Origin of the sequence: Microtetraspora niveoalba (assembly GCF_001570405.1) — a bacterium.
Lineage (GTDB): Bacteria > Actinomycetota > Actinomycetes > Streptosporangiales > Streptosporangiaceae > Microtetraspora > Microtetraspora niveoalba.
In genome coordinates this window covers 75,032-95,653 of the sequence record NZ_BBYM01000013.1, presented here as the reverse complement: position 1 = coordinate 95,653, position 20,622 = coordinate 75,032, and the positions used below count along the sequence as shown (strand labels likewise).

Sequence of the window (20,622 nt, the reverse complement as noted above, 5' to 3'; positions counted from 1 at the left end):
GGGGCGGAGGTCGAGGCCACGCCCCACGTTCCGTACGCTCCGGCGGGCCGGGCTCCGGGGAGAATCGGGGGAGACCCGGATCAGGCCCAGCCGTAGGTCGACCTGATGGACGCGGCGATCTCGCCGACCAGGCTCGCGTTGTCGCCGTTGGCCAGGACGGCGTATCCGGCTCCCAGCTCCGGATAGCCCTTGAACACGGACTTGAAGCCGTAGTTGGAGCCGTCGTGGGTGAAGGAGAAGTTCTTCGTCCCCGACCCGGCGATGAACAGGCCCCGGCCCATGTCGGGCTGCGGCCCCTTGCTGAGCAGCGTCCGCACCGACGCCTTGCTGAGCGGGCCCGCGATGTCACCGGAGGCGGTCCACGCCTTGTTGAGGTAGCACACGAGACGGCACAGGTCGAGGACGTTCGTGTAGAGGCCCGCGGCGGCCGACTCCGGATAGCGGTTCCGCTTGCCGGGGATCACCGCGCCGGCGGAGGTGTGCCCCGACGCCAGCTCGAAGGCGGGGGACAGCGCGTACGAGCTGGTCTTCATGCCCAGCGGCGCGAACACCTCCTTGTCCATGTACTGGGCCAGCGGCAGACCGGTCTGCTGCTCCACCATCCGCTGCAACAGCACGAATCCCGCGCCGGAGTAGTGGTACTCCGCGCCGGGGGCGGTGGTGAGCTCGATCTTCGGCGAGTTGCCCTCGCCGTTCATGATCTGCAGCAGCGACGGCACGGTCGCGTTCGGCCCGTAGCCGGCGAAGCCGCCGCCCGCGGCGGTGTTGAAGCCGGAGCAGACCTCCGCCGGGGAGGTGGAGCCGCGCCCGATGACACCGGCCCGGTGGGTCAGCAGGAGGTCGATCGTCGGCACCGCGTCGGGCGAGACGCAGGAGCGGTGGGGCAGGGTCCAGCCGAGGTGGGGGCGGATGTCGGTGCTCAGGGGCCGCTTGAGCGTCTGCATCAGGCGCAGTACGCCGACCGAGGCGACGGCCTTGCTGATGGAGGCGGCCTGGAAGGCGGTCTCCGGGTGCGCGGCGGCCCCGCTGCCCGCCTCCAGCCAGCCGTAGCCGGTGGACCAGGCGACGCTGTTGCCGGTCACCACCGCGACCGCCACGCCCGGCGTCTTCCAGTAGCCCATCCGCTGCCAGATGCCCCCGCTCCCCACCGCGTTCTCGACCTGGCGCACCCGGTCGGCGGGCAGGGACGGAACCTTGCCGCGCGAGCACAGCGACCAGCCGCCGCCGACCGGCGAGAAGGCCACATTGTGCAACTGCCATCCGCCCGCGGCGAGCTTGCCCATCTGCTGGTAGCACTCGTCGTCGATGCCGCGCGCGTGGAACTCGTCCTGCGCGACGACCACCCACCCGCCGGTGCGGGGGAAGGCGACGAGGGTCACGCGGCGTCCCCCCTGGGTCAGGTTGCGCATCATCTGGTAGCACTCGTCGTCGACGCCCCGGACGTGGAAGCCGCCCGTGTCGACCACCGACCAGCGGTTGCCGCCCGCCGGGGGGAAGGCGACGTTGACGACCTGCTTGCCTGCGGTGTAGCTGGCGGTGATCCGCTGCCGGCACTCCTCGGGGATGCCGCGCGCGGACACCCCCTTGTCCGTGGTGATCACCCACCGGTCGCCGCCCTCGGGCGGGAAGGCCACGCAATGAATCCTCCGGCCGGCCTTCGTCAGCTTCCCGAGCTCGGTGAAACACGCGTCGGGGATGCCGCGCGCGAAGAAACGGCCGTCCTGGGTGACGATGACCCAGCCGTTGGACGGTGTGAACGCGAACGAGGTGATGCCGTAGGGCGCCAGCTCACCCATCTTCGTGTGCGCCTCGTCGGGTACACGGCGGTTGAAATAGGGGTAGCTCGCCGCCCACGCCGGCTGCCCGAACCCCGCGGAGGCCAGACCGACGCCGGCTCCGGTGGCGGCGGTCAGGCTGAGAAAACGTCTCCGGTCCATGCGGGCACTCCTCGGGTCGGCACAGGACGGGTCCCGCGTACGGGACGCCGGTGGTCAAGAGAGTCAAATCCTGGCAGACCGTCGAGTCACCCGCTCCTCCATTACAGAACGCCGGGAAGAGCTCCCAGCTCAGCGCGGATGGCGTCCCTCAGTGCCGCCGTCCCAGCGAGTCAGGGCCGGGGAAGTCGTCGTCCTGTCGGCCCGGCCGACGGCCCCGTCCCCGCGGGGCCGGGGCCAAGCGCCGGCCCGTGTGCGGACCGGGAAGCCGAACGATCTGCCGGGTGCCCGATGGTCGTCCCCGCCGCCCCGCCTACGTCAGTGCACGTGGGCGCGCGGGATGTCCTGGGAGCTGAGGAGGCGCTGGAGGCGTTCCAGGCCCGTCTGCAGGCTCTGGTCGTCCAGCGCGTAGGAGAGGCGGAGGCAGCCGGGGGCGCCGAAGGCTTCGCCCGGGAGGAGGGCCACGGAGGCCTCGTCCAGGATGAACGCCGCCAGCTCGGCGGTGGTGGCGAAGGAGTGGCCGAGGATCGACCGGGTGAGCAGGCGCTTGACCGAGGGGAAGCAGTAGAAGGCCCCCGTGGGGGTGGGGCAGTCGACGCCGCGTATCCCCTGGAGCACGTCGACCATGAGCCGTCGGCGGCGATCGTAGGCGGCCAGGACGTCGTCGAAACCCGGGCGGCCCGCGCGCAGGGCCGCGATCGCGGCGACCTGGGCGACGTTCGCGACGTTGGACGACATGTGTGATTGCAGGTTGACGGCCGCCTTGACCGCCTCGCTGGGACCGTACAACCAGCCGACCCGCCAGCCCGTCATGGCGTACGTCTTCGACACGCCGCCGATGACGAGGCACCGATCGGTGATGTCCGGGGCGGCCACCGGCATGGACAGGGCCGTCGCGCCGTCGTACACGAGGTGCTGGTAGATCTCATCACTGATCACCCAGATTCCCCGCCGCGCCGCCCAGTTTCCGATGGCCCGGGTCTCCTCGGGCGTGTAGACGGTTCCCGTCGGGTTGGCGGGGGAGCCGAAGAACAGCACCTTGGTCCGCGGGGTGACGTGCGCCTCCAGGAGTTCGGGCGTCACCTTGAAATCCTGGTCGGCGTCGGTGCGCACGGGAACCGGGGCCGCGCCGGCGAGGCGTACGGCCTCCGGATAGGTGGTCCAATAGGGAGCCGGAACGAGCGCCTCGTCGCCGGGATCCAGCAGGACCATGCAGGCGAGATATACGGCCTGCTTCGCTCCGTTGGTGACCAGCACGTCGGCGTCGTCAATGGCGAGGCCCGTATCCGCCAGGACGGTCCGGGCGATCGAATGGCGCAACTCCGCCAGCCCGGCCGCCGAGGTGTACCGATGGTTGACGGGATCCGGGCAGGCCCGCTGGGCGGCCTCGACGATGTGGGCCGGGGTGGGGAAATCCGGCTCACCCGCGCCGAAACTCACGATGCGGTACCCGGCCGCGCGCAGCTCGGCCGCCCGGGAGGAAACCGCCATGGTCGCCGACCCGGCGACCGCGCCCGCTCTGTCACTCAATCCGATGGACATGGTTCTCCTCTTACTTCAACGAGAATTCGGACAGCGCCTTGAGGAAGATGTCGTTCTCATCGGGATGCCCGACGGTCACGCGCAACCATCCGGCCGGGCCCACGTCGCGTACCAGCACGCCCTGTCCGGCCAGCCGCGCCCCCACCGCGGCGGAATCGGCGCCGGTGTCGAAGAACAGGAAGTTCGCGTCACTCGGCGCGACCGCGTGGCCCGCGCCGACCAGAGCGTCGCGCATCCTCCCTCGCTCGGCGAGAACGCTCGGGATGTGCGCGAGCAGTTCGTCGGCCTGTTCGAGCGCGGCGAGCGCGACCGCCGCCGTCAGCGTCGACAGATGGTAGGGCAGGGCGACGATGCGCAAATGGGTCAGCACGTCGGGCGAGGCGAGCAGGAACCCGACGCGTATCCCGGCGAAACCGAATGCCTTCGACATCGTCCGGGAGATCACCAGCCGCGGGTGTTCGGCGAGGAGGCCCGCCTGGCTGCCGATGGCGGAGAACTCCACATATGCCTCGTCGAGCACCACCAGCCCCGGCGCGGTCCGCAGGACGACGTCCAGCGTCGCCCGGTCCAGAGGCGTCCCCGTCGGATTGTTGGGCGCGCAGAGGAAGATGATGTCAGGCCGGTGCCGTTCGACCGCGACGGCCGCCGCCTCAGGGGTCAGGCCGAAATCCGGCCCTCTGTCGGCTGATATCCATCGAGTGCCGGTTATCGTCGCGATTTGCTCGTGCATCGAATACGTCGGCCCGAATCCGAGGGCAGTTCGGCCGGGCCCGCCGTATGTCAGGAGCAGGTGCAGCAATACCTCGTTCGAGCCGTTTCCCGGCCACACCATCTCGGCTCGCACGTCGTGGCCGGCATACCGCGCCAACGCGGATCGCAGCGTGGCGACGTCGGCGTCCGGATAGCGGTTCGCGGTCGCCAGCGCCAGGGAGGCCGCCGAACGCAACGCCTCGAGGTGGCGACCTTCCGGAGGACGTGGACTCTCGTTGTTGTTCAGCAGCGCGACCGGGTCGACCGGCGAGGAGAACGGCCGGGTGTTGTACGGGCGGGCCGTACGCAGGTCGTCCCGGACAGGCAGGGCCGGCATTCAGTCTCCGCTTGTGTCTTGTGATCCGGTGATGCGCGCGACGAGGCGGTGCATCGATGTCTTCCAGTTGCTTTCCAGCTCGCGGGACGCCGTCGCCAAATCGCCTTCCCGAAGGGCCGCGGCGATGCGCTTGTGCTGTTCGATCGACTCCCGGACACTCTGCGGGTCGCCGAGATAGGCGTGCTCGTACCGATGGACGACGCGTTTGGTGTCGCCGATCATTTCGAGGAGCCGGCTGTTCGGGCAGGCGGAAAGCAGGCCCGCGTGCCACTCGTCGTCGGCGCGCTGCACCTCGCGGACGTCTCCGGCCGCCGCCATGTTCTCCGCGAGCTCGATGAGCTGCGGGGCGCGCCGGGCGAGTTCCTCGGGATCGGAGAGCGTGATCGCGAGCATTTCGAGCTGGGCGATGATCGGGTAGGTCTCGCGGACCTCCTGCTCGCTCAGGGGGGAGACCCAATACCCTCGGTTCGGGCGGGCGTCGAGAATGCCTTCCTGTGCCAGGCTCGCCAGCGCCTCGCGCAGCGGTGTCCGGCTGACGCCGATCTCCGCCGCGAGCTGCACCTCGTTGATGCGGCTGCCCACCGGATATTTGCCTTGGAGAAGGCGGTCGAGGATCTCGTCCCTGACCTGCTCACGCAAAAGTCTGCGATCGACCGCCATTGTTCCGCCTCCAGCAAAAGCCACTGATGATGTCAGAGAGTAAGCATACTACATACTGAACTCAGAGTGCAGAAGCGCTACGCTGGCGGCTCCATCCCACATCCCTGGAGGTCGCACCATGCCGGGCTGCGCCATCATCCGGTCACCGAGAAGCGATTATCCGAACACGCTCAGCGATGACCCCCGTGACGCGCCACGACGATTCCATCGATCGATGCCGGGGTACGCCCGCACCCCTCTTGTCGATTCGCCCGAACTGGCGCGCCGCACGGGAACGGGGCGGGTCCTCGTCAAGAACGAGCAGCACCGCCTGGGGTTGCCGTCCTTCAAGATCCTCGGCTCGTCCTGGGGGATCCACCGCACGCTGTGCGAACGCCTGGGCCTCGACCCGGCGATCTCGTTCGAGGAGCTGCGTCACGCCGTCGGGCCGCTGCGCGACCACGTGCTGACGTGCGCCACCGACGGGAACCATGGCAGGGCCGTGGCGCACATGGCCAGGCTCCTCGACATGCGCGCCCGCATCTACGTGCCGGACGAGGTGTCGATGTCGCGGTCGGCGGCGATCGAGGGCGAGGGGGCGCAGGTCGTCCGGGTGTACGCGAGCTATGACGACGCGGTGCGCTACGTGGCCGTTCAGGCCGAACGCGATCCCCGCGCCATCCTGGTGTCCGACACGGCCTGGCCCGGGTACGAGACGGTGCCCCGGCGCGTGATCGACGGCTATTCGACGATCTTTCTCGAGGTCGACGAGCAACTGGCCGAGATGGGTCTCGACCCCATGGACACCCCGGACCTGGTGATCGTCCCCGCGGGCGTGGGCGCCTTCGCCGCCGCCGTCGGCCTCCACTTCGGCTCCCGTGCGGCGACGCGCATCGCGACCGTCGAACCCGACACCGCCGACTGCGTCCACCGCTCGCTCGCCGCCGGCGTCCGCACGACCGTCCAGGGGCCGCACGGCTCGATCATGGCCGGTTTGAACTGCGGCGAGACGAGCGTGGTGGCCTGGCCGATCCTGCGCGGCACGGTGGGCGCGGCCATCACCGTCGACGACGACGGAGTGCGCGAGGCCATGAGGGTCTTCGCCGGTTGCGGGATCGAGTCGGGGGAGAGCGGCGCGGCCTCGCTCGCGGGCGCGCTGCTCGCCTCGGCCGACGACGGGTTCCGCGAGGGGCTCGGGCTGACACCGGACAGCACGATCCTTCTCCTGAACACGGAAGGCGCGAGCGACCCCGCGAGCTACCGCGGCATCGTGGGAGCCGCGACCACGGCGAGCGGCTGACGCCTCCGCGGCCGGAGGCCACGCTTCGGGCCGGGGCGTATCGGCCCGGCCCGAACCGGCCGGACTGTCAGCCAATTCCAACCATTCATGTCCTTGACACCTCTTGCACTATCTCTGCATTCTGTGTTCAGCACGCAGTTGGAAGCGCGTGGGGGAACTGCCTCGGCTGCCTGTGTCACACGACTGCCGGATTCCGGCGTCACTCACAATTCACCGAAGGTGGGATGACCGTGTTCCTGCACATCAGAGGCATGGTGGCCGTCGGCTTAACGTCCGTCCTGTTGGCATCGGTCGCGTCATGCGGCGGCTCCGAGGCCGGCAAGAAGACGGGGGCGTTCTCCGCCGCGATCCTCGAACCGTCCTCGCTCATGCCGGCCAACTACTCGGAGGTCTACGGAGCGCAGGTGGTGTCCGCGCTCTTCACTCCGCTGGTGACCTTCGACATCAAGACCAACGAGACCCGTCTGGAGGTCGCCGAGAGCATCGAGAGCACCGACAACAAGGTGTGGAAGGTCAGGCTCAAATCCGGCTGGACGTTCCACAACGGCGAACCCGTGACGTCGCGCTCGTTCGTGGACGCGTGGAACTTCGCCGCGAACAAGAAGTCCGCCCAGTTGAACGCGTACGTCTTCGGGGAGATCAAGGGCTATCGCGAGGTCGCCTCCGGAGCCGAGGAGACGATGTCCGGCCTGCGCGTCGTCGGCGACCTCGAATTCGAGATCACGCTGGTGCGGCCGTGGTCGCAGTTCAGGCAACTGCTGGGATATCCCGCGTTCTCGCCGCTCCCCTCCGCGGCGTACAAGGACCCGAAGGCATTCGAGCAGCGGCCGATCGGGAACGGCCCGTTCCTCATGGAGGGCGCCTGGCAGCACGACCAGCAGATCACGCTGCGCCGCAACGACTCCTACGCCGGAACGAAGGCCAAGGCGGGGGAGGTCCGGTTCAAGATCTATCAGAGCTTCGACACCGCCTACAACGACCTGCTCGCCAACAATCTCGACGTCCTGCCCGCCGTCCCGACGGCGAGGATCACCGAGGCCAAGAGCCTGCTGGGGGACCGGTTCGGGGAGTCGCCGAGCGGGCGCATGGAATACCTCGGGTTCCCCGTGAACAGCGAGAAGTTCAAGTCGCCCGGCGTACGCAGGGCCATCTCGATGGCGATCGACCGGGAGGCGATCACCAAGGCGATCTTCAGGGGAACGCGCACGCCGGCGACCGGTTTCGTTCCCCCGGTCGTCCCGGGCGCGGCGCCGAACGCGTGCGGAGCCCTGTGCGTCCACGACGCCGCCGCGGCCAAGGCGGCCTTCGACGCGGCGGGCGGCATCCCCGGCAACGGGTTCACCATCGGCTACAACAGCGACGCCCCGGAGAACAAGGAATGGGTGGAGGCGGCCGCGCGGCAGATCTCGAAGGACCTCGGCGTGAACGTCGAGACGCGGGCGTATCCCAAGCTCGCGGTGCTGCTGGGAGATCTGTCCAGCGGGAAGGTCGACACCGCCTTCCGCACCGCGTGGACCTTCTACTTCCCCAGCCCGGAGAACTACCTCAAGCCGTTGTTCACCCAGGACGCCGGGGAGAACTTCTCCCGTTACCGCAACGACGAGTTCGAGGCGCTGCTGCGTGACGGCGCGGCGGCCAAGGACACGGAGGCCGCCGACGCGAAGTACGCGGAGGCCGAGCGGGTGCTCCTCGACGACATGCCCTATGTGCCGCTCTGGTACCAGGGGGTCATGGCCGGGCACTCCAAGCGGGTCAGCGACGTGAGCGTGGATTCCTTCCGCAGACTGCGGATCGAGTCCGTGGTCGTGGACTAGCCGGCGGAGGACGCCCAGTGTCCCGATACATCATGAGCCGAGTCCTGCAGGCGGTGCTGGTCCTCGTCGGCGCGACTCTCGTCATCTTCGTCATCACCTTCGCCCTGCCGGGCGACCCGGTGCAGGCCCTGGCCGGAGAGCGAGCCGCCGATCCGGCGTTCGCCGAGGCGATCCGGGCGCGTTACCACCTCGACGAGCCGCTCCTCCAGCAGTACGGCCGCTTCCTGCTCGGGGTCCTCCACGGCGATCTGGGACAGACCTACAGCGGCCAGGACGTGGCCCAGATGCTCGGTGAGCGGATCTGGGTCAGTGCCCAGCTCGCGGCGTTCGCCCTGGCGTTCCAGATCGTCATCGGTGTCGGCGCCGGAGTGCTGTCCGCGCTGCGCCGCAACGGCGTCGCCGACACCGGGGTCCGGATCTTCACCCTCGCGGGGCTCTCGATCCCGTTCTTCGTGACCGCGTTCGTGCTGCAGCTCGTCGTGGGGGTGAAGTTCGGCTGGCTCCCGGTGGCCGGAACCGAGGACGGCTTCCTCAGCTACGTCATGCCCGGGTTCGTGCTCGGGTCGTTGTCGACCGCCTACGTCGCCCGGCTCACCCGCGGCCAGCTCACCGAGTCGCTGCGAGAGGACTATGTCCGGATGGCCACGGCCAAGGGCCTGACCCGGGTCCGGGTCGTGGCGCACCACGCGTTGCGCAACAGCCTGATCCCCGTCGTCACGTTCCTCGGCCTCGAGGTCGGCGCGCTGCTCAGCGGCGCCGTCATCACCGAGAGCATCTTCAACCTCCCCGGCATGGGCCAGGCCATGGCGCGCGCCGTCTACCTGGGCGAACGCACGACGGTGGTGGGCGTGGTCACCGTCTTCGTGCTCGTCTACGTCGTCGCGAACCTGCTCGTCGACCTGCTGTACGCCGTACTCGACCCGAGGATCCGCTATGCCTGAACTCGCTTCGGCCGCCGGCGTCGTGGAGCCGCGGGCGATTCCGCAGAGGAAGCGGCGCGGTCACTGGCAGGCGGTCCGGCGACGGCTCTCCCGCAGCCCGCTCTTCTATCTCTCCGCCGCCCTGCTCGTGGTGATGGCGGGCATGGCCGCCGCTCCCTCCCTGTTCGCGACGGCCGATCCGTACGACTGCGATCTCGGGCGGACGCTGGCCGACGCGGGCGCCGGCCAGTGGTTCGGAAGGGACCTCCAGGGCTGCGACGTGTTCTCGCGCAGCGTGTACGGCGCCCGCGCGAGTCTCGGCATCGGCCTCGCCGTCTCCCTGACGACCGGGTTGCTCGGCGGGGCCGTCGGCGCCGCCGCCGGGTATTTCGGCGGCTGGGTCGACGCGACCCTGTCCAGGATCACCGAGATCTTCCTGGCCATTCCGCTGCTGCTGGGGGCGAGCGTCCTGCTGACGCTGTTCGGCGCGTCGGGCAGCGGCACGTGGACGGTGATCATCGCCCTGTCGGTGCACGGCTGGCCGCAGGTCGCCCGCATCACCCGCTCGGCGGTCATGGAGGCGAAACAGCAGGACTACATGCAGGCGGCGGCCGCCATCGGGTGTTCGCGGCTGAGGGCCCTCGCCCGCCATGTCGTGCCGAACAGCCTCGGCCCCTGGCTGGTGGTCGTGACGACGAACCTCGGCGTGTTCATCACCTATGAGTCGATCATCTCGATGCTGGGGATCGGCCTGCGCCCGCCGACGATCTCCTGGGGGCAGATGATCCACGACGCCCAGGCGCGGTTCCTGGAGGCGCCGCTGCCGCTTCTGGGCCCGGCTCTGTTCCTCAGCGTCACCGTCCTGGCCTTCATCCTGCTCGGCGACGTCGTCCGGGACGCGATCGACCCGAGGATCCACTCGTGAGCGGCACGACGCGGAAGGGAAACGCCATGGCGAGCGAACACCTGCTGGAAGTGCACGATCTGCAGGTCGAGTTCGGCGGCGACGACGGCCCCGTGCCGGTGTTGCGCGGGGTGAGCTGGCACGTGGACCGCGGGGAGACCCTCGCGATCCTCGGAGAGTCCGGGTCGGGCAAGAGCATGACCGCTCAGGCGATCATGGGGATTCTGGAGATCCCCCCGGCCAGGATCGGCGGCGGAAGCGTGCGCTGGAACGGCCGCGATCTGCTCGGCCTGCCGGAGGCCGCCAGGCGCGAGGTCCGGGGGCAGGGCATCGGCATGGTCTTCCAGGATTCGCTGTCCGCCCTGAACCCCGTCCTGCGCGTGGGCCCGCAGATCGGCGAGACCCTGCGGACCCGCCTCGGCCTCTCCCGCGGGGAGGCCCGCGACCGCACGGTCGAACTGATGCGGCAGGTACGGATCCCGGACGCCGAACAGCGCTACCGCCAGTACCCGCACCAGTTCTCCGGCGGAATGCGGCAGCGCGCCGTGATCGCGATGGCGCTCGCGCTGTCGCCGGACGTGCTGATCGCCGACGAGCCGACGACCGCCCTGGACGCCACAGTCCAGGTTCAGATACTCCGGCTGCTCCAGACTCTCCAGCGAGAGTCCGGCATGGGACTGGTCCTGATCACCCACGACTTCGGCGCGGCCGCGTCGATCGCCGACCGGGTGGCCGTGATGTACGCCGGCCGCGTGGTGGAGACCGGCATGGTCCGCGACATCTTCCGCCGCCCCGCCCACCCGTACACGAAGGCGCTGCTCGACGCGGTTCCCCGCGCGGATCGCCGGGCCGGGCGGCTCGCCGCCCTGCCCGGGCAGCCGCCGGCGCTCGGCAAGGAGAGCACCGGCTGCCCGTTCCGCTTCCGGTGCCCGCTCGCGGAAACCGTGTGCGAGGAGCGGGAGCCGGCGCTCAGTGAACACGCGCAGGGGCGCTGGAGCGCCTGCCACCTGGGAAAGGACGTGATCGCCGGTGTGCTCACAGCCCATCCTTGAGGTCACCGGCGTCACCCGGCACTACGCGTCCGGACGCCGGTGGCCGCTCGGCCCCATGTCGCGCGTACACGCCGTGGACGGGGTGTCCTTCACCCTGGGGGAGCGGGAGACGCTCGGTCTCGTCGGCGAGTCCGGCTGCGGGAAGTCCACGCTCGGCCGGATGCTCGTCGCCCTCGACCGGCCCACGTCGGGGACGATCCGGTACCGGGGCGAGGACATTCACCGGCTCAGCCGCGCCGGGCTGAAAGCCCTGCGGCGCAAGATCCAGATCGTCCTGCAGGACCCGTACACCAGCCTCGATCCGCGGATGACGGTCGGGGACATCGTCGCCGAGCCGCTGGCCGTGCACGGCGAGGGGACGCGGGCCGAGAGGCGGAACCGCACCCGGGAGCTCTTCGAGCTGATCGGCCTCAACCCCGATCACGTGAACCGCTACCCGCACGAGTTCTCCGGCGGGCAACGCCAGCGCATCGGCATCGCCCGCGCGCTCGCCCTGGGGCCTGAGATCGTCGTCTGCGACGAACCCGTCTCCGCGCTGGACGTCTCCGTCCAGGCGCAGGTCCTCAACCTTCTGGCCGATCTGCAGGAACAGCTGAACCTCTCGTACGTGTTCATCGCGCACGATCTCACCGTCGTCCGCCAGATCAGCCACCGGGTGGCCGTGATGTACCTGGGGAAGGTCGTCGAGGTCGGCCCCGAGGGGGCGGTCTACGGACAACCGCGGCACCCGTACACGCAGGCGCTGCTGTCGTCCGCGCCGCCCACGGACCCCGACAAGGCCCGCGAGCAGGAAGTGATCATGCTCAACGGCGATCCGCCCAGTCCCGCCGAGCCTCCCAGCGGGTGCCGGTTCCGCACCCGTTGCTGGAAGGCGGAGGAGGTGTGCGCCGTGCACGAGCCCGCGCTCGTGGAGGGCGCGGCCTCCGGCCATCGGACCGCCTGCCATTTCGCCCCCGCCGCCTCTGTGCAAGTGGGCGAATAGCGACTACTGTATTCTGTACACAGAATTTTGGAGGAAACAGTGACTCAGCCCCCGAACGACCGCCAGTTCGCCGTACGTGCCTCTCGTGTTCTGGACCCCGCGACCGGCGAGTACTACGAGAACGCGTGCGTTGTCGTCGCCGACGGCCGGATCGTGTCGGTCGTCGACACGCCGCCCGCCGACGCCGATCTCATCGATGTGGGCCGGCTGACCCTGATGCCCGGGCTCGTCGACTGCCACACGCACATGCTGCTGCGCCCCGAGGACCAGGTGTGGCCGCCGGCGATCCTGTTCAAGACGCAGGTCTACCGGGTGATCGAGGGCGTCGCGGCGTGCGACCGCGCGCTGCAGATCGGCTTCACCAGCGCCCGGGACACCGACAACGAGCAGGTGTGGCACGGCGACACCGCGCTCCGCGACGCGATCGAGGCCGGAATCATCCCCGGCCCGCGGATGGCCGTGGCGTCCGACGGCATCTCCATCACCGGCGGCGACATGCGCATCGACGACAAGGTGAACCCGGAACTCCACCTCCCCGACGTCGCCGGGATGGTGGACACCCGGGATGAACTGATCAAGGAAGTGCGCCGTCAGATCAAGATCGGCGCGGACTGGGTCAAGATCTACGCGACCAGCACCCGCAAGGACGTCGAGCCGGAGGAGCTGGAGCCCCTGCACCAGTTCACGGAGGAGGACATCGCCGCCGTCGTCGCGGAGGCCAAGCGGTACCGGCGCGACGTCGCGGCCCACGCCTACGGCAAGGACGGCGCGCAGGCCGCGATCCGCGGCGGCGTCCGCACGCTCGAGCACGGCCCTCTGCTCACCGAGGAGGACCTGCAGGCCATGCTCGAGTTCGGCACCTTCTGGGTGCCGACCATGGGCACGTACTACAAGCGCCAGCACACCGAGTTCGACCGCCGCTTCGTCAAGCGGCACGAGGGCGCCTTCAAGCGCGGGCTCGAACTCGGCGTCAAGATCGCGTTCGGCACCGACGTCGGGTCCTTCCCGCACGGCGAGCAGATGGACGAGTTCAGCCTGATGGTGCAGTACGGCATGAAGCCGCTGGACGCGATCAGGTCGGCCACTGTGGTGGCGGCCGAGGTGCTGCGCAAGGAGGGGCAGATCGGCACCCTCGCCGCCGGCGCCCACGCCGACCTCATCGCCGTCGACGGCGATCCCGTCCAGGACATCGAGGCGCTCAAGCGGGTCGGATTCGTGATGAAGGGCGGCCTGGTCCACCGGGACGACGTCGCCGCGACCGCGAAGACGCCCGAGGTGTTGTGGAAGCCGGCGCGCTGAACCCCTGGTGACGGCGGCGAGCGAGGTGGAGGGCCATGAACCGGCTGCGGAACGAACTGGTGGTGTACGCGGGCCGGCTGCGTGCGGATCCGTGGGCGCGTGACCTCGGTCCCGCGTGGCTGCTCATCAGGGACGGCCGCTTCGCGGAGATCGCGCACGGCCGGGCCCGGCCGGGGGAGTGGCCCGGCACCTGCCCCGACCTGGATCTGAGCCGGTCGGTGGTGCTCCCCGGGCTGGTGGACTCCCACGTCCACCTGACCGAGTCCGGCGACGGGGCGGGCGAGGACGTCTCCGCGGCGCGCACCGTCCCGGAGCGCGTGGAACTGGGCGTCAGGAACGCCCGGACCGCGTTGCGCGCGGGCGTCACCACCGTCGCGGACTGCGGCGGCCCGCCGGAGGCCGTGTTCGAGGTGCGTGCCCAAGCCGCCGCCCTACCCGACTGCGCCCGGACGCTCGTCGCGGCGGCGCCGATCACCACCGTTCGCGGCCACACCTGGCGCCTGGGCGGTGAGGCGCCCGACGCGGCGTCCGTACGAGAGCTGGTCACGCGGTTCGCCCTCGCCGGGGCCGACTTCATCAAGGTCATGGCCTCCGGCGGGGGTACGGCCGGGGCGCCCCCCTGGGAGCCGGGCTTTCCCGAGGAGTCGCTCCGCGTGGCCGTCGAGACGGCCGCGTCGTTCGGCCGCCCCCTGAAGGTCCACTGCCTGTCCGCCGGGTCGATGCGGACCGCCGTCGCGGCGGGCGTCACGCTGATCGAGCACGGGAAGTTCCGCACAGCCGCCGAGGACGGCGCCGGCTTCGACGCGGCCGTCGCCTACCTGCTCGCGAAGGCCGGCGTCGCCGTCTGCCCGACCCTGTCCGTGGGCCATCACGTGCTCACCGCGCCACCCGAGGTCTCCGGGGACGCCGCCGGATTGTGGCGACGGCGCCACCCGTACGACCTCGACGACTTCCGGCGGCTGGTCGAAAGCGGTGTGCGCATGGTGAGCGGCACGGACGCGGGCTGGCGGTTCACGCCGTTCGACGCGCTGCCCGGTGAGCTGCGGATGATGGCGGGCGCCGGGATGACGAACCGGGAGGCCCTGGCCGCGGCGACCACCGACGCGGCCGCCGCACTCGGGATGGGGGACCGGATCGGCCGGATCGCGCCCGGTTACCAGGCGGATTTCATCGCGGCCGACGCCGATCCCGTGGACGACCTCACCGCGCTGGACCGGCTCCACGCGGTGGCGCGTGACGGGCGGGTCGTCCGATGACGTGTTCCGACCCGATGGCCGTCCTGCTCGAATGGCAGGCGGCCGCCCAGGAAGCCGGTGATCCGCAGGCGGGGCTGATGGCGCTGAGCACCGTCAGCCCGGCCGGCGAGCCCGGCGTGCGTACCGTGTCGGTGAAGCTGCTGGAGAGCCGCCGCATCGGCTTCGTCACCGACAGCCGCTCCCCGAAAGCGCGCGACATCGCCGCCTGCCCCCGGGTGGCGGTGATGTTCACCTGGCTGTCGCTGCGCCGCCAGGTCACCGTGCGCGGTGACGCGGCACCCATGAGCGCGGCGGAGGCCGAACGGGAGTTCCGCCGCCGTTCCCGGCCGGCCCAGCTCGGGGCCTGGGCCGGCCACCAGTCCTCGCCGATCCCGGACCGGGGCGTACTGGACTCGGCCATGGCCGCGGCCGGGCGCCGCTGGCCCGAGGGCGAGGCCGTTCCGGTTCCTCCGCACTGGGCCGGATACGTGATCACGCCGACGGAGATCGAGTTCCTGCAGGCGGGCCGCCCCGACCGCCTGCACGACCGCCTCAGGCATCGCCTGGTCGGGGACACGTGGGTAGAGCAGGTGCTCGGGCCCTGACCTCGTCGGCCGTCGGCTCGTCAGATTGGAAGGCAACAGTGAACCGTCGAGAATTGCTGGCAGGTTCCGTGCCCGGTGTGATCGCCGTCGCCGCGGGGGGCTGGGCGCTACCGGAGAACGACGGCATCCGTGTCCGCGAGGTGGGCAGTTATTACGTCGGCGGTGAATCGATCACCCTGGAGGGCGCGGAGTCCAGGGACGCGTTCGTCGCCCCCGGGCAGCCGCCGGTCCGGGTGAACCCGAACGGGGATTTCGAGACCGGCCAGGTATACGTTCAGTACGTCCGCCTCGCGCGCCCCCGCCGTTCGCTGCCGCTGCTCATGTGGCACGGCGGCGGCCTGACCGGCGCCTCCTTCGAAACCACGCCGGACGGACGGCCGGGATGGCAGCAGCTTTTCCTCGCCGGCGGCCGTGACGTCTACCTGGCCGACGGGTTCGGCGGCGGCCGCGCCCCGTGGCAGCGCTATCCGGAGATCTCCCAGTCGGAACCGCTGTTCCGCACCAAGCGGGAGCTCTGGGAGCTGTTCCGCATCGGCCCTCCCGGCTCGTACGCCACCGACCCGGCCAAGCGCCGCCCGTACCCTGACACGTTGTTCCCCGTCGCCGCGTTCGACGAGTTCGTCAAGCAGGTGGTGCCGCGCTTCCGCACCTACGACCGGTCCACCCAGGCCGGGTACGACGCGCTGGTCGCCAAGGTCGGGCGGAGCGTGATCCTCACCCACAGCGCCGCCGGGCCGCTCGGCTTCGCCGCGACCGTCGCCGCTCCCGGCCACGTCCGCGCCCACGTCGCGATCGAGCCGTCGGGCGCCCCCGACCCGGCCACCGTCGACTTCAGCCGGCTCCGCCGGATCCCGCACCTCATCATCTGGGGCGACCACCTCGACGCGGACGGCTCGTGGGCCGAGCTGTACGCCTCCACCAGGCGTTTCCACGACGCCCTGCGCAGGGCCGGCGGACGATCGACCTGGATCGACCTGCCGGCCGAAGGCCATCGCGGCGGCTCCCACATGATCATGATGGACCGCAACTCCCACCAGGTGGCCGCCCTGATCGACTCCTGGCTGGAGGCGAACGCGAAAGGCTAGCCGGTGGCCCCCGACACCGAAAAACCGGTACGAACTTCGCCGGATCCGGTGCAAGGTTAAGCGCGTGAACCATACGCACACCGTGGTGCTGGTCGAGGGAGTCAGTGACAAGTCGGCCATCGAAGCGTTGGCCGAGCGCCGGGGCCGAAACCTGGCCGCCGAAGGCGTCTCCCTCGTGGCGATGGGGGGCGCCACGAACATCGGGACGTACATCGGCAGGTTCGGCCCTCCCGGCCGCGGTCTCCGGCTGGCCGGTCTGTGTGACGCCGGCGAAGTGGGCGCCTTCCAGAGGGGGCTCGAGCGCGCGGGCCTCGGATCCGATCTCGACGGTGACGATCTGGAGGCGCTCGGATTCTTCGTGTGCGTGGCCGACCTGGAAGACGAGCTGATCCGCGCCCTCGGCACCGCCGCGGTCGAACGCGTCGTCGACGCCGAGGGCGAGCTCGGCTCGTTTCGCACGCTTCAGAAGCAACCCTCATGGCGCGCGCGCAGCACCCACGACCAGTTGCGCCGGTTCATGGGGGCGGGCAGCGGCCGCAAGATCCGCTACTCGGGCCAGCTCGTCGCGGCGCTAGACCTCGATCGTGTGCCGCGACCGCTGGACGGTCTGCTGGCCCACCTGTGAGCGGCGCCGTCCGCGCCGTGCCACGCGATCACGTGGTCGACCCCCGTTTCACCGCAGCAGGGATCTGGCGGAAGGGGCCAGCCGCAACCGCTGCAGCACCATCGGCTCCACGACGGGAGCCACGTGGTCCCGCCAGCGGTCCGAGTCATTCAGCCGGGTCAGATGCTCGTCGAGGTGAGCCTGGCTGGGAAAACGCGCGAACCACACGAAGACGTTCTCGCCCGTACGTACCGGAAGCGCGGGGAAGGTGTTCTCGGCGTGCTCCGTCCGCAGACACGCCAGCGGCGACGCTCCGGTCGCGGTCAGCAGCGTGCGGACCTCGCGATCGAAGAAGTCGGTGAACGCCTCGTCGAACGGCCGGTCACGGCGGTAGATCGTCGCCAGAACGAGCGACGGCGGTGGCGCGGCGCCGCCGATCGGCGGCCGCACGGCGGCCGTGCCGGGGAGGCCGGAGCACGTCGCCGCGGGACGCAGGAGCAGTACGTCGTCCGAGTCGAGCATCGTGGCGTTGGCCGCGGGACCGTGCGCCTTCCACACCGGACCGCCGTAGAAGCCGGCCAGGGCCTCGGCGCGGGACGGCATGTCGCGGAACCCTCGCAGCCAGACGAACCGGTCCGGGTCGTCGATGTCGCGGAACTGCCCCAGGACCGCCATGCCGCGGGCTTCCTGGCTTTCGACGAACTCCCGGTCGAACAGATCGATCAGGACGTCCCGCCGGCCAGGGCGCAACGTGTACTGCCTCAGCTCGATGATCGGGTACTCGCCGATCGGCGCCATGCCGCCCGCCTTTCATCAGAACAATTCTTGTTACAACCGACTGCGTGCTGTGGGCGCGGCCGGTTCCGGCCGCGGATCACCTACTCCCGGAGAGTCCGCCTCAGCACGTCGGCGATCGAAGTACGCCGTAACTCGTGACGCAGGGCCTCCTCGACGCCGTCGTAGGCGTGGCCCAACGCCGGGCGGATGCCCTTTCCGACCGGGCACTCGAGGTTGGGCTCGGTGTGATGCATCGCGAACAGCGGCTGCCGCTCGACCGCGTCGTAGACGTCGAGCAAGGTGATCTCCTCGGGTGCGCGGGCCAGGATCCAGCCCGCCCCCGCGCCCCGGCGTACCTCCACCAGGCCCGCCCGCCGGAGGTCGCCCAGGCTGCGCCGGATGATCACAGGGTTGGTGTTCACGCTTGCGGCCACCTGATCGGAGGTCAACAGGTCCAGCCCGCGCCGGCGGGCGAGCGCCATCCATGTCAGCACGTGTGTCGCGATCGTCAGCCGGCTGTTCCCCGCCATCTCACCTCCCGTTTGAAACAGATCCTGTTACAACAAGGATGAGATCGTCAAGGCGGGGACGGTGCGGCTCAAACCTTGCGCGATGGGGTTTGGCGCGGCACAGGGGCATATCTGGCGACCAGCCGGGCAAGTGGACATTACTACTCGTCCTGAAGATCGGAGGGCTCAATGATCATTCTCGGAGTCATCCTCCTCATCCTCGGTTTCGTGTTCGGCATCTCCGTCCTGTGGACCATCGGGATCATCCTCCTGGTGATCGGCGCCATCCTGTGGATCCTCGGAGCGCTCGGACACGCGGTCGGCGGACGACGCCACTATTGGTGATCGCCCGTGGTCCTTTCCCCAGGTGGACCGCGGATCCGGACGTCAGCGCCGTCGTACCCGGAGCTCCTGTGGGCGGCGGTAGTCGTTCCGCCCTCGGTGTCGCGTGGACTTCCTCCACCGATCCGGGCCCCGGACGAGCGAGAACATACGGCCGGGACGCGTGTCTGAGCCGCTCGCGGAACAGCGCATCCCACTCCGCCGCACGCAGGGGCCGCTCGGCGGTGGGCAAGGTGCACGGGGACGACACCCGGTCCAGGCCGGTCATCCCCCTGTCATCAAGCTCTTCGGATGGGAACGTCTCCGACGGTCGGCGTGACACGGTGGCTGTCACCCCGGGTCCGGGGAGCGGACCGCCACCGTGATCGGCAGATCGTTCGTGCCGCCGGCGCCTGGAGTCGAAAGGGCTACCGGCGCACGGAAGAGATCTCGGCTCGGTGGACGGGGCCGTGCGGGTCGGCGCAGTGGCGCTGGGCGTCCGTAGCGGGGAGGAGGTCCTTGGGCGCGTGGTCGACCTGCAGGGTCGTGTGCTCGATGCCGTATTCCTCGCGCATCAGACGCTCGGCGGCCTGGCGTACGGCATGGCAGTCGGCGCCCGGCCGCACCAGGATGTGCGCCGACAGGGAGGCGTAGCCGGAGGTGACCTCCCACACGTGCAGGTCGTGGACCTCTGTCACGTGCTCCAGGGCGGCGGCCTTCTGCCCGATCTCGGCGGGGTTCATGTTGGCGGGCGCGGCCTCCATGAACACGCGGCCCGCGTCGCGGACCAGTCCCCAGCCCGCCTTGAGCATCAGCGCGGCGACGACCAGCGCGGCGACGGCGTCCGCGCGTCCCCACCCGGTGAGCCACACGACGGCGCCGGCGACGGTGGTGGCGATGAAGGCGAACAGGTCGTTGAGGATGTGCTGGAAGGCACCCTCGACGTTGAGGCTCGACCGGTTGGCCTTGCTGAGGAGCCAGGTGGCGGCGAGGTTGACGACGATGCCGGCCAGCCCGGTGGCCACCATGTAGACGCCCGCGACTTCCGGTGGCGTGATCAGCCGCTGGACGCCCTCGTAGACGAAGTACACGCTGAGCAGCAGCAGGGTGATGCCGTTGATCTGCGCGGAGATGATCTCCGCGCGCTTGAGGCCGTAGGTGAAACCGCCCTGGGGCGGCCGGGCGGCGATCCGCATGGCGACCATGGCGAAGACGATGGCGATGGCGTCGGTGAGCATGTGGCCCGCGTCGGAGATGAGCGCGAGAGACCGGGCGATGAAGCCGATCACCACCTCGACCATCATGAAGCCGACGATCAGCAGCAGAGCGCCGGTGAGGTAGCGGCGGTCCGCCTGAGCGCTCACGGCGTGCCCGTGCCCGTGCCCATGCCCGTGACCGGGCCCGTGTCTGTGCCCGCTTTCGTGCTGATGCCCGTGGTCGAGGCCCGCGGCGTCGCGCTGATCAGTCGTCATGGGGATCCCCTTCGTCGTGGCCGAGGTGGGCGATGGTGAGGTCGATCAGCATCCGCACGTGGGAGTCCGCGAGCCGGTAGTAGGCCATCCTTCCTGTTCTGCGCACCTTCACTACGCGGTTGGCCCGCAGCAGCCGCAACGCGTGCGAGGCGGCGGACATGCTCTGCCCGGTCGCCGCCGCGAGGTCGCACACGCACATCTCCCCGCCCTCCAGCAGGGCGGATATCAGCCGGAGGCGTCCGGGATCGGAGAGAAGGCCGAAGATCTGGGCGAGATCCTGGATCATCTGCTCGCTGGGCAGTGCCTGCCGGACGTCGGCGACCCGGTGCGCGTCGACGACGGGAGAGGAGCAGGCGTCGGCGGACAACGAGACGATGTTTGAACGATTATTCACACGTGAGAGTGTGAGCCGACGGAAGTCCCGCTGTCAAGACGGTCGGCGGCATACCCGTCACGAAGCGTCGCCATGCGAATACCGATGCAAGGTAAAGAAATAGTTGAGTGACTGTTCACATGTTTAAACGAAGAGTAATCAGAGCAC

Annotated in this window: 20 protein-coding genes; 12 read left to right on the top strand and 8 right to left on the bottom strand. The window is 69.9% G+C overall.

All coding sequences use genetic code 11. From position 1 onward, the window contains the following. Positions 1–80: 80 nt before the first annotated feature. The 4 genes from AWQ70_RS13740 to AWQ70_RS13725 all read right to left on the bottom strand — a co-directional run bounded on the left by AWQ70_RS13740 (position 81) and on the right by AWQ70_RS13725 (position 5,223). On the bottom strand, positions 81–1,937 hold the full coding sequence (locus tag AWQ70_RS13740) for a serine hydrolase domain-containing protein (RefSeq protein WP_067175272.1): 1,857 nt from the start codon (positions 1,935–1,937) through the stop codon (positions 81–83). 315 nt (positions 1,938–2,252) lie between these two features. Then, positions 2,253–3,476 (bottom strand): pyridoxal phosphate-dependent aminotransferase, encoded by a 1,224-nt coding sequence (locus AWQ70_RS13735; protein ID WP_067175263.1) that lies wholly within the window; start codon positions 3,474–3,476, stop codon positions 2,253–2,255. A gap of 10 nt (positions 3,477–3,486) precedes the next feature. Then, positions 3,487–4,563 (bottom strand): histidinol-phosphate transaminase, encoded by a 1,077-nt coding sequence (locus AWQ70_RS13730; protein ID WP_067175259.1) that lies wholly within the window; start codon positions 4,561–4,563, stop codon positions 3,487–3,489. Then, complete coding sequence (locus AWQ70_RS13725; protein WP_067175255.1) at positions 4,564–5,223, bottom strand: GntR family transcriptional regulator; 660 nt, start codon at positions 5,221–5,223, stop codon at positions 4,564–4,566. A gap of 118 nt (positions 5,224–5,341) precedes the next feature. On the opposite strand from AWQ70_RS13725, the gene AWQ70_RS13720 reads away from it, so the two are divergent. From AWQ70_RS13720 to AWQ70_RS13670, 11 genes are all read left to right on the top strand, one after another. Then, complete coding sequence (locus tag AWQ70_RS13720; protein ID WP_084516993.1) at positions 5,342–6,502, top strand: diaminopropionate ammonia-lyase; 1,161 nt, start codon at positions 5,342–5,344, stop codon at positions 6,500–6,502. A gap of 224 nt (positions 6,503–6,726) precedes the next feature. Beyond that, positions 6,727–8,316 (top strand): peptide ABC transporter substrate-binding protein, encoded by a 1,590-nt coding sequence (locus tag AWQ70_RS13715; protein ID WP_067175249.1) that lies wholly within the window; start codon positions 6,727–6,729, stop codon positions 8,314–8,316. Positions 8,317–8,348: 32 nt separating this feature from the next. Then, positions 8,349–9,257 (top strand): ABC transporter permease, encoded by a 909-nt coding sequence (locus tag AWQ70_RS13710; protein ID WP_245646943.1) that lies wholly within the window; start codon positions 8,349–8,351, stop codon positions 9,255–9,257. After that, positions 9,250–10,161, top strand: coding sequence for an ABC transporter permease (locus tag AWQ70_RS13705; RefSeq protein WP_067175242.1), 912 nt, complete (start codon positions 9,250–9,252; stop codon positions 10,159–10,161). Before AWQ70_RS13710 ends, AWQ70_RS13705 begins: the two co-directional genes overlap by 8 nt. Continuing rightward, on the top strand, positions 10,158–11,192 hold the full coding sequence (locus tag AWQ70_RS13700; protein WP_245646942.1) for an ABC transporter ATP-binding protein: 1,035 nt from the start codon (positions 10,158–10,160) through the stop codon (positions 11,190–11,192). Before AWQ70_RS13705 ends, AWQ70_RS13700 begins: the two co-directional genes overlap by 4 nt. After that, positions 11,170–12,174: an ABC transporter ATP-binding protein gene (locus AWQ70_RS13695; protein WP_067175239.1), complete on the top strand. Its 1,005-nt coding sequence runs from the start codon at positions 11,170–11,172 to the stop codon at positions 12,172–12,174. Before AWQ70_RS13700 ends, AWQ70_RS13695 begins: the two co-directional genes overlap by 23 nt. A 39-nt stretch (positions 12,175–12,213) precedes the next feature. Next, on the top strand, positions 12,214–13,473 hold the full coding sequence (locus AWQ70_RS13690; protein WP_067175236.1) for a metal-dependent hydrolase family protein: 1,260 nt from the start codon (positions 12,214–12,216) through the stop codon (positions 13,471–13,473). A gap of 35 nt (positions 13,474–13,508) precedes the next feature. Then, a complete protein-coding gene (locus AWQ70_RS13685; protein ID WP_067175234.1) occupies positions 13,509–14,729 on the top strand; it encodes an amidohydrolase family protein in 1,221 nt (406 codons plus the stop codon). Further along, positions 14,726–15,313 carry a pyridoxine/pyridoxamine 5'-phosphate oxidase gene (locus tag AWQ70_RS13680; protein ID WP_084516991.1) on the top strand — a complete coding sequence of 196 codons (588 nt, stop codon included), beginning with the start codon at positions 14,726–14,728 and terminating at the stop codon, positions 15,311–15,313. The genes AWQ70_RS13685 and AWQ70_RS13680 overlap by 4 nt, the downstream gene beginning before the upstream one ends. 53 nt (positions 15,314–15,366) lie before the next feature. Then, positions 15,367–16,398 (top strand): alpha/beta hydrolase family protein, encoded by a 1,032-nt coding sequence (locus tag AWQ70_RS13675; protein WP_218004522.1) that lies wholly within the window; start codon positions 15,367–15,369, stop codon positions 16,396–16,398. Positions 16,399–16,480: 82 nt separating this feature from the next. Beyond that, entirely contained in the window at positions 16,481–17,023 is a 543-nt protein-coding gene (locus AWQ70_RS13670; protein ID WP_245646941.1) for a TOPRIM nucleotidyl transferase/hydrolase domain-containing protein, read from the top strand. A gap of 48 nt (positions 17,024–17,071) precedes the next feature. Here the strand turns inward: AWQ70_RS13670 and AWQ70_RS13665 are convergent, their stop codons facing one another. Then, positions 17,072–17,800: an NIPSNAP family protein gene (locus AWQ70_RS13665; RefSeq protein ID WP_067175226.1), complete on the bottom strand. Its 729-nt coding sequence runs from the start codon at positions 17,798–17,800 to the stop codon at positions 17,072–17,074. Positions 17,801–17,880: 80 nt separating this feature from the next. Continuing rightward, positions 17,881–18,309, bottom strand: coding sequence for an Rrf2 family transcriptional regulator (locus tag AWQ70_RS13660; RefSeq protein WP_067175223.1), 429 nt, complete (start codon positions 18,307–18,309; stop codon positions 17,881–17,883). Positions 18,310–18,477: 168 nt separating this feature from the next. On the opposite strand from AWQ70_RS13660, the gene AWQ70_RS39850 reads away from it, so the two are divergent. Next, the gene (locus AWQ70_RS39850; RefSeq protein WP_169808661.1) at positions 18,478–18,633 is read left to right on the top strand and encodes a DUF6131 family protein; all 156 of its coding nucleotides are present in this window, start codon (positions 18,478–18,480) and stop codon (positions 18,631–18,633) included. A 404-nt stretch (positions 18,634–19,037) separates the two neighbouring features. Here the strand turns inward: AWQ70_RS39850 and AWQ70_RS13655 are convergent, their stop codons facing one another. Further along, the gene (locus AWQ70_RS13655) at positions 19,038–20,081 is read right to left on the bottom strand and encodes a cation diffusion facilitator family transporter (protein ID WP_067175220.1); all 1,044 of its coding nucleotides are present in this window, start codon (positions 20,079–20,081) and stop codon (positions 19,038–19,040) included. Further along, on the bottom strand, positions 20,071–20,475 hold the full coding sequence (locus tag AWQ70_RS13650; protein ID WP_067175217.1) for an ArsR/SmtB family transcription factor: 405 nt from the start codon (positions 20,473–20,475) through the stop codon (positions 20,071–20,073). Before AWQ70_RS13650 ends, AWQ70_RS13655 begins: the two co-directional genes overlap by 11 nt. Positions 20,476–20,622 lie beyond the last annotated feature (147 nt).

What these genes read in the sequence shown, in the direction of transcription:
- AWQ70_RS13705 (WP_067175242.1), top strand. Translation starts at nt 9,250, where the DNA reads ATGCCTGAACTCGCTTCGGCCGCCGGCGTCGTGGAGCCGCGGGCGATT.
- AWQ70_RS13655 (WP_067175220.1), bottom strand. Translation starts at nt 20,081, where the DNA reads ATGACGACTGATCAGCGCGACGCCGCGGGCCTCGACCACGGGCATCAG.
- AWQ70_RS13725 (WP_067175255.1), bottom strand. Translation starts at nt 5,223, where the DNA reads ATGGCGGTCGATCGCAGACTTTTGCGTGAGCAGGTCAGGGACGAGATC.
- AWQ70_RS13740 (WP_067175272.1), bottom strand. Translation starts at nt 1,937, where the DNA reads ATGGACCGGAGACGTTTTCTCAGCCTGACCGCCGCCACCGGAGCCGGC.
- AWQ70_RS13715 (WP_067175249.1), top strand. Translation starts at nt 6,727, where the DNA reads ATGACCGTGTTCCTGCACATCAGAGGCATGGTGGCCGTCGGCTTAACG.
- AWQ70_RS13720 (WP_084516993.1), top strand. Translation starts at nt 5,342, where the DNA reads ATGCCGGGCTGCGCCATCATCCGGTCACCGAGAAGCGATTATCCGAAC.
- AWQ70_RS13665 (WP_067175226.1), bottom strand. Translation starts at nt 17,800, where the DNA reads ATGGCGCCGATCGGCGAGTACCCGATCATCGAGCTGAGGCAGTACACG.
- AWQ70_RS13685 (WP_067175234.1), top strand. Translation starts at nt 13,509, where the DNA reads ATGAACCGGCTGCGGAACGAACTGGTGGTGTACGCGGGCCGGCTGCGT.
- AWQ70_RS13730 (WP_067175259.1), bottom strand. Translation starts at nt 4,563, where the DNA reads ATGCCGGCCCTGCCTGTCCGGGACGACCTGCGTACGGCCCGCCCGTAC.
- AWQ70_RS13710 (WP_245646943.1), top strand. Translation starts at nt 8,349, where the DNA reads ATGAGCCGAGTCCTGCAGGCGGTGCTGGTCCTCGTCGGCGCGACTCTC.
- AWQ70_RS13660 (WP_067175223.1), bottom strand. Translation starts at nt 18,309, where the DNA reads ATGGCGGGGAACAGCCGGCTGACGATCGCGACACACGTGCTGACATGG.
- AWQ70_RS13735 (WP_067175263.1), bottom strand. Translation starts at nt 3,476, where the DNA reads ATGTCCATCGGATTGAGTGACAGAGCGGGCGCGGTCGCCGGGTCGGCG.
- AWQ70_RS13680 (WP_084516991.1), top strand. Translation starts at nt 14,726, where the DNA reads ATGACGTGTTCCGACCCGATGGCCGTCCTGCTCGAATGGCAGGCGGCC.
- AWQ70_RS39850 (WP_169808661.1), top strand. Translation starts at nt 18,478, where the DNA reads ATGATCATTCTCGGAGTCATCCTCCTCATCCTCGGTTTCGTGTTCGGC.